Source organism: Glycomyces dulcitolivorans (assembly GCF_003265355.1).
Taxonomy (GTDB): domain Bacteria; phylum Actinomycetota; class Actinomycetes; order Mycobacteriales; family Micromonosporaceae; genus Glycomyces; species Glycomyces dulcitolivorans.
On sequence record NZ_QFRW01000204.1, the window covers coordinates 1 to 6,591 of the forward strand.

10 protein-coding genes are annotated in these 6,591 nt (G+C 70.1%); 7 read left to right on the plus strand and 3 right to left on the minus strand.

Annotated elements, in window-relative coordinates:
- On the minus strand, positions 1–518 hold a 518-nt coding region (locus DI269_RS14485; RefSeq protein WP_112136997.1), incomplete at its 3' end, for a 5-oxoprolinase subunit PxpA.
- 354 nt (positions 519–872) lie between these two features.
- Between DI269_RS14485 and DI269_RS14490 the strand changes: the two genes are divergently transcribed.
- The 6 genes from DI269_RS14490 (at position 873) to DI269_RS14515 (ending at position 4,304) form a co-directional block, all read left to right on the plus strand.
- On the plus strand, positions 873–1,844 hold the full coding sequence (locus DI269_RS14490; protein ID WP_112136999.1) for a family 43 glycosylhydrolase: 972 nt from the start codon (positions 873–875) through the stop codon (positions 1,842–1,844).
- 153 nt (positions 1,845–1,997) lie between these two features.
- Complete coding sequence (locus DI269_RS14495) at positions 1,998–2,402, plus strand: YbaB/EbfC family nucleoid-associated protein (protein WP_112137001.1); 405 nt, start codon at positions 1,998–2,000, stop codon at positions 2,400–2,402.
- Between the two features lies 1 nt (position 2,403).
- Positions 2,404–2,727: a WXG100 family type VII secretion target gene (locus DI269_RS14500; RefSeq protein WP_112137003.1), complete on the plus strand. Its 324-nt coding sequence runs from the start codon at positions 2,404–2,406 to the stop codon at positions 2,725–2,727.
- A 146-nt stretch (positions 2,728–2,873) separates the two neighbouring features.
- Complete coding sequence (locus DI269_RS14505; RefSeq protein WP_112137005.1) at positions 2,874–3,368, plus strand: WXG100-like domain-containing protein; 495 nt, start codon at positions 2,874–2,876, stop codon at positions 3,366–3,368.
- Position 3,369: 1 nt separating this feature from the next.
- Positions 3,370–3,867 carry a hypothetical protein gene (locus tag DI269_RS14510; RefSeq protein ID WP_112137007.1) on the plus strand — a complete coding sequence of 166 codons (498 nt, stop codon included), beginning with the start codon at positions 3,370–3,372 and terminating at the stop codon, positions 3,865–3,867.
- A gap of 14 nt (positions 3,868–3,881) precedes the next feature.
- A complete protein-coding gene (locus tag DI269_RS14515; RefSeq protein ID WP_112137009.1) occupies positions 3,882–4,304 on the plus strand; it encodes a hypothetical protein in 423 nt (140 codons plus the stop codon).
- Positions 4,305–4,368: 64 nt separating this feature from the next.
- Here DI269_RS14515 and DI269_RS14520 read toward each other — a convergent pair whose 3' ends face one another.
- Positions 4,369–4,812 (minus strand): DUF1707 SHOCT-like domain-containing protein, encoded by a 444-nt coding sequence (locus DI269_RS14520; RefSeq protein ID WP_112137011.1) that lies wholly within the window; start codon positions 4,810–4,812, stop codon positions 4,369–4,371.
- A 155-nt stretch (positions 4,813–4,967) separates the two neighbouring features.
- On the opposite strand from DI269_RS14520, the gene DI269_RS14525 reads away from it, so the two are divergent.
- The gene (locus DI269_RS14525; RefSeq protein ID WP_408612298.1) at positions 4,968–6,053 is read left to right on the plus strand and encodes an NADH-quinone oxidoreductase subunit D; all 1,086 of its coding nucleotides are present in this window, start codon (positions 4,968–4,970) and stop codon (positions 6,051–6,053) included.
- An 8-nt stretch (positions 6,054–6,061) separates the two neighbouring features.
- Here DI269_RS14525 and DI269_RS14530 read toward each other — a convergent pair.
- On the minus strand, positions 6,062–6,591 hold a 530-nt coding region (locus DI269_RS14530), incomplete at its 5' end, for a hypothetical protein (protein ID WP_198667441.1).

Here is a 6,591-nt window from a genome sequence, read left to right on the forward strand (position 1 = left end):
AGGCGCCCGTCCCCCAGGTAGCCGCGGTCGGCGAACGCCTCGCCCGCGACCCGCAGCCCGGCCCCCGCCGCGGCGCGGTCGAGCTCGCTCCCCCACTGCGTCAGCACGACCCCCACCCCCGCGAGGCGCGCGCCCTCCACGACGGCGGCCGCCTGGGCCGGATCGCGTCCGGCCCGATGATAAAGGGCGCCATGGGGTTTCACGTAGGCGACGTGCGATCCCGCGGCCTCGGCGAAGACCCGCAGCGCCCCGATCTGGTAGGCGACCTCGGCGGCCAGCTCGTGCGGCGGCACGTCCATCTCGCGGCGCCCGAACCCGGCGAGGTCCCGGTAGGACACCTGCGCCCCGATCCGCACCCCGGCCGCGGCGGCCAGCTCGCACACGCGCCGGAGGGTGGCCGGATCGCCGGCGTGGAAACCGCACGCGACATTCGCGCTCGTGACGATCCGCAGCAGTGCGGCGTCGTCGGTGAGCTCCCAGCGGCCGAAACCCTCCCCCAGGTCCGCGTTGAGGTCCATGCGCTCAACGGTACCGGATCACTCGTTCGGGCGCATTTTGCGCACTCGGGTGCTTCCGGCGACGATTTCTGTCGGACCCCTCGGCAATGATCGGCTGCAGACTGCGGTCCCCTTCTGGGTGGGTGGGGGCTAGGGATGGTCTACGGCCTTCAGCTTTCAATGCGCCTGAACCGGATCCGCCGGAGGCGAGACCCGGGCCCGCCGGAGGCGACGCCTGAACCCCGCCGGCGACAACATCCCGCAATCCTTTCACCGCGCTCCGGATCATCTTGCGGCAAGCGGTTTCTTCGGGCTACCTTTCAAGCACCCCCGCCAGGCCCGGCCACCCGGCCGCCGACTCCCCATGGAGGAACCATGACGACCGGTCCTGCCTCGAACCCCGACGACCTCCGCGCCCCCGCGCCGCTGTTCACCGACCCGGTCTTCGACGGGCCCACCGACCCCACCGTCGTCCACGACCCGGACTCCGGCCTGTGGCACCTCTTCTACACCCAGCGCCGCGCCAACCAGCCCGACGCCATCCAGCACGACAGCGGCGTCGCCTGGGTGCACGGCACCGACATCGGCCACGCCACCAGCCCCGACGGGCGCGTGTGGACCTACGCCGGGACCGCCGCCGGACCCGGCAGCGGCAGCCGCGACACCTGGTGGGCCCCAGAGGTCCTGCGCCACGACGGCACCTGGCACATGTACGTCACCTACCTCCAGGGCGTGCGCGAGGACTGGTCCGGCCCCGCCGAGATCCGCCACTACACCTCGACCGACCTGACCTCCTGGAAGTACGAGTCCACCGTCGACACCGACTCCGAGCGCGCCATCGACGCCACGGTCCACCGCCTTCCGGACGGCAAGTGGCGCATGTGGTTCAAGGACGAGCGGCGCGAGAGTCACATCTACGCCGCCGACTCCGAGGACCTGTACGCCTGGACCCCGGCCGGCCCCGCCGTCACCGGCCAGGCCCAGGAGGGCCCCACCGTCTTCGCCCTCGGCGGCGTCTACTGGATGGTCACCGACGGCTGGTCCGGGCTCCTCGTCCACCGCTCCACCGACCTGGAGCACTGGCACCGCCAGCCCGTCCCGCTCCTCGCCGGGCCCGGCCGCCGCGCCTTCGACGAGGCCCTCGGCCACCACGCCATGGCCCTCACGCAGGGCCCCGACGAGGCGTTCCTGTTCTACTTCACGCACCCCGGGGGCGGGCGCCGCTCCACCGTCCAGGTCGCGCGCCTCCGCGTCCGGGACGGCTGGCTGCGCTGCGACCGCGACGAGCACTTCGACTACCTCCCCGATCCCTCCAAAGCCGACGGCCCGCGCGGAGGAACCGCCTGAACCGGCGCGAAGGCGGACGGTGCGAACTCCTGACACTCTGTAAACAAGGCTGTCGAATCCCCAGGTGAGACGGCACTTTCTGGGGACCCCAAAGTGGCGGGCCCGGTCTATGCTGAACTCCACACCGAGTCCACTGAGACCCCCGGAGGCGGCATGTTCGGTGAGGAAGCGATCGCCCAGCAACTGGCGGAAGCCCGCTCGGCGCTCGACGAAGTCAGACAGCAGCAGGGCCAACCGGTCCAGGCCATCAGCGCCGAATCGGCCGACGGGCGCATCCAGGTCACCCTGGGCGCGAACGGCCGCGTCGAGAAGCTCCGCTTCGCCGAGGAGCGGGTCCTCAAGGAGGGCACCGAATTCCTCGAAGCGGAGATCGCGAAGGTCGTCAACGCCGCACTCGACGCCCGCGCCGAGGCGCTCTCGGCCGACGTCCCGACCCCGGACCTGGAGGCGATCGGCGCCGCCGTCGCCCAGATCCAGGAGCAGGGCGTGAAGCAGATGCGGGACATGACCGCGCACATCAGCCAGGTCATGGCGAAACTCCAGCAGGGGGGCAGCTGACATGGTCGTCCAGATCGACACCGAATCGATCCGCCAAGGCGCGCAGCAGCTCGACGCGGCCACCGAGGCCGTGCAGGGCGTCTTCGACCAGTTCAAGTCCGCAGTGGACGGACTGGCGGACTCGTTCGGCTCGGACATGATCGGCAGCCTCCTCGACCTGGCGCACCAGGCCGTCATGGAGGCCATCAACGAGTGCGTCTCGACGAACATCGAGGACCTCGGCGACTACGCGAACTCGCTGCGGCAGATCGCCGAAGACCACGACAACAACGACAGCGACATCGAGCGGATGTTCCAGGAGATCCTCGACGCGCTCGGCCGCTAGGCCGCGCCGCACCCGCGCCGCGTCCTGATCCCCGCTCCTCCCTCCCTCCTCCCCAACGGCCGCCGGCACCGGCCCGCATCAACTCCTTCATAACGCTCCGTACCCCGGGCACTGCGCAGTGTCCCCTCCCTCCGAAGGAGACCCCAGTGGGTTTGCAACTGCCCTCCGAGCTGAGAAGCCTTCTCAGCATGCTCGGCTACGACTGGCCCGAGTCCGACGAGGAGAAGCTCTACAACCTCGGCGACACCTGGACCAACCTCGCCGACCAGATCACCGGCTCGATCGACAAGCTCGAAGCCGCCGCCAAGACCGTCATCGACAACAACGTCGGCGAGGAGATCGCGGCGTTCAAGTCCGAATGGGAGGACGGCGAGTCGGCGGTCCGCAACATCGCGGACATCGGCGAGCCGTCCAACATCATCAGCATCGGGCTCATGATCGCCGCCGGCGTCGTCCTGGCCCTGAAGATGCAGATGATCGTCCAGCTCGTGACGCTCGCGATCCAGATCGCGCAGGCGATCGCCACCGCGGTCGTGACGTTCGGCGCCTCGCTGCTGGAGATCCCGATCTTCAAGATGATCACCTCCAAGCTCATCGACATGCTGCTGGACATGGCCATCGAGTCGGTGCTCAATGGTTAGGATGCGCACCCGCGCCGCGCGGAAGACCACCGCCAAGGGCGCCAAGATCATCTCCGGTCTCATCAGCAACACCCGCTTCTTCCGTACCGGGAAGGGCGGCGGCAGCTGGGTCACCAAGACCGTCAAGGGCGCCGCCAAGAAGACCGCCCGCACCAACTGGCGCGCCAGGGTCGGCCGGGCCGCCAGCAACGACTACAAGGGCAACTTCTTCAGGCAGCACCCCAAGCTCAAGGGCAAGGTGGTCGTCCACCACGCCGTCGAGCAGCAGGTCCTGCGCCGCTACCCCGGCCGGTTCAGCGCCGCCGAGATGCACTCGCTCCAGAACCTCCGCGGGATCCCCAAGGGGCAGGTGAACAGCCGCGTCCACCTGAGCCAGATCCGCAAGGAGTGGAACCAGTTCTACAAGGACCACCCGAACGCCACCCGCCAGCAGATCCTCGACCACGCGACGAAGGTCGACCTCAAGCTGGGAACGAACTTCAACCCGCCCGTCCCTTAAGTTAGGATTCGCCAATGAGCTACTACCTTCTGGAGCCCGAAGTCGCCGGCGAGCTCGGCGAGGACACGGTCATGGACACGTCGGTGCACCCGCCCGTCGTGACCAGGCTCCAGTACGTGATCCAGGACTGGCTCGGCGACGAGATCCTGGAGTCGACCCCCTGCTTCGTCGTCACGGAGCACCTGGCCGGCCTCATCGGCGCGGCGGGCCTGTCCGGCTACCGCTTCGCCGACGCCGAGGTCGTCCTCGGCGAGGACGCCGAAGAGCTCGCCGACGGGCCCATCGACCTGCCCAAGTGGCAGTGGCTCCAGCTCACCGGCACGGCCGGCTCCGACGACTTCGGCGCCTCCTCCAACGGCAGCCTCGTCGTCTCCGAACGCGCCCTCGACGTCCTGCGCCAAGGGGCCCTGAACAACTGCGACATCGAACCGCGGTAAGCGGTGCGGAGCGAGGGGCGGCCGGTCACCGGCCGCCCCTTCTCGCTGCGTTGAGAATCCGCGGTCAGAACAGGCCCGAGAAGGCCGCGACCACGAACAGGACCAGGACGACCAGGACGCCGATCGCGATGTACAGGAACAGCTCCGGCGAGACGATGAAGATGACCAGGCAGGCCGCCGCGGCGATCGCGATGGCCACGCCCGCGATCTTCCACTTGCCCGACCGCTCCTCGGCGCTGTCGCGCAGCTGCTGGTTGGCCTTCGAGAGGGACTGGGGGCGCAGCTCGCGGGTCGGCTCCATCGACGCCTCCTGGAAGCCGGGCGGCGGGAGCTGCTGGAGGTCGGAGATGAGCACGTCGAGCTCGGAGTACACGCGGGCGCGCATGACGGCGTCGACCCGGTCCTGGTACTCGCCGACGTCCAGGCGGCCCTCTTCCACCGCCTGACGCAGGCGCTCCATGACGACCTGCCGGTCGCTCTCCGAGGCGCGCATCTGATCGCGGTCCATATTCGGCCACACCTCCAATGTCGGATGCTCCCCCTAGGATGCCAGGGCCCGGCAACACGCCGCCAGCTCTTCCCCAACCGGTGCGAAACTGGGACGATGTTCCGGTGAGCGAACAGCTGATCGTCGGCGTCGGCGCCGGGACCGAAGCGGCCGACATGGTGCTCAACATCGGGCCGCAGCACCCGTCCACGCACGGCGTCCTGCGCCTGCGCCTGCGCGTCGACGGCGAGCGCGTCACCGAATGCGAGCCGATCGTCGGCTACATGCACCGCGGCGCCGAGAAGCTCTACGAGGTGCGCGACTTCCGCCAGATCATGCTCCTGGCCAACCGCCACGACTGGCTCTCGGCGTTCTCCTCCGAACTCGGCGTGGCCCTCGCGGCCGAGCGGCTCGCCGGCATCGAGGTGCCCGACCGGGCCGTGTGGCTGCGCATGGCGCTCGCCGAGATGAACCGCGTCCTCAACCACCTCATGTTCCTCGGCTCCTACCCGCTGGAGATCGGCGCGATCACCCCGATGTTCTACGCGTTCACCGAGCGCGAGCGCCTCCAGGCGGTCATGGAGGAGGCCAGCGGCGGGCGCATCCACTACATGTACAACTGCGTGGGCGGCTTGAAGAACGACGTCCCCGACGGCTGGGAGGACCGCGCCCGCCGCGCCGTCGACGAGGTCGAGACCGGCATGGTCCGCCTCGACAAGCTCCTGCGGCACAACGAGATCTTCGCCGCCAGGACCAAGGGCGTCGGCGTCCTCGACGCCGCCACCGCGGCGGCCTTCGGCGTCACCGGCCCCGTCGCCCGCGCCTCCGGCCTCGACTTCGACCTGCGCCGCGACGAGCCCTACCTCGCGTACGGCGAGATCCGCGTGCCCGTGGTGACCCGCACCGAAGGGGACTGCCACGCCCGCTTCCTCTGCCTGATGGACCAGGTCGCCGCCTCGATCGAACTCGCGCGGTTCTGCCTCGGCCGCGCGGTCGTCACGCCCGGCCCGGTCAACACAAAGCTCCCGAAGATCTTCAAGCCCCCGGCCGGCGAGACGTACGTGTGGACCGAGAACCCCTTGGGCGCCAACGGCTACTACCTCGTCAGCCGCGGCGAGAAGACCCCGTACCGCCTCAAGCTCCGCACCGCCTCATACGCGAACGTGCAGGCCCTGGCGACCCTCATGACCGGCTGCCTCATCCCCGACATGATCGCCATCCTCGGCTCGATGTTCTTCGTCGTCGGCGACATCGACAAGTAGCGCGGTCCTCAGGCGCAGCCGCCGGTGGTCTCGTGGACCAGGAACGGCTCGGCCGCAACGGGTTCGGTCCAGCTGGAGAGGGTCTCGCCGCCGGGGCAGGGGACGGCGCCGTAGCGCCAGGCGCCCGTGGCCTCGGCGGGCGGGTCGGGCTCGAAGGCGGCGACGCCGGCTTCGAGGGGGCGGCAGCCGGTGACCGCGTGGAGGATCACCGGTTCGGACCAGCGGCCTCCCGCCGGATCGGGCTGCTCGGCGGTGATCCGGAGGCTGATGAAGCCGTCGGTGTCGCCCGACCAGACCGCGGCCTCGACGTTCGCCGACGGGCGGAGGCCGAAGCGGTCGGCGAGGGACTCGACCTGGTCGACCGTCGCACCCGAGATCTGGAGCGTGCGGGAGGCCGACAGGCCCGCCCGGACCGGGGTGACCTCGCACGGCTCCGATTCGAGCGGCCCGGCCGCGAGGACCGCCGCGCCGGTCACCGCCGCCGCGGCCTCGCCGAGGACCGCGTCCATCGCCGCCCGCGCGTCGGCCGCGCCGACCT

What these genes read in the sequence shown, in the direction of transcription:
- DI269_RS14490 (WP_112136999.1), top strand. Translation starts at nt 873, where the DNA reads ATGACGACCGGTCCTGCCTCGAACCCCGACGACCTCCGCGCCCCCGCG.
- DI269_RS14495 (WP_112137001.1), top strand. Translation starts at nt 1,998, where the DNA reads ATGTTCGGTGAGGAAGCGATCGCCCAGCAACTGGCGGAAGCCCGCTCG.
- DI269_RS14500 (WP_112137003.1), top strand. Translation starts at nt 2,404, where the DNA reads ATGGTCGTCCAGATCGACACCGAATCGATCCGCCAAGGCGCGCAGCAG.
- DI269_RS14510 (WP_112137007.1), top strand. Translation starts at nt 3,370, where the DNA reads ATGCGCACCCGCGCCGCGCGGAAGACCACCGCCAAGGGCGCCAAGATC.
- DI269_RS14515 (WP_112137009.1), top strand. Translation starts at nt 3,882, where the DNA reads ATGAGCTACTACCTTCTGGAGCCCGAAGTCGCCGGCGAGCTCGGCGAG.
- DI269_RS14520 (WP_112137011.1), bottom strand. Translation starts at nt 4,812, where the DNA reads ATGGACCGCGATCAGATGCGCGCCTCGGAGAGCGACCGGCAGGTCGTC.
- DI269_RS14525 (WP_408612298.1), top strand. Translation starts at nt 4,968, where the DNA reads ATGGTGCTCAACATCGGGCCGCAGCACCCGTCCACGCACGGCGTCCTG.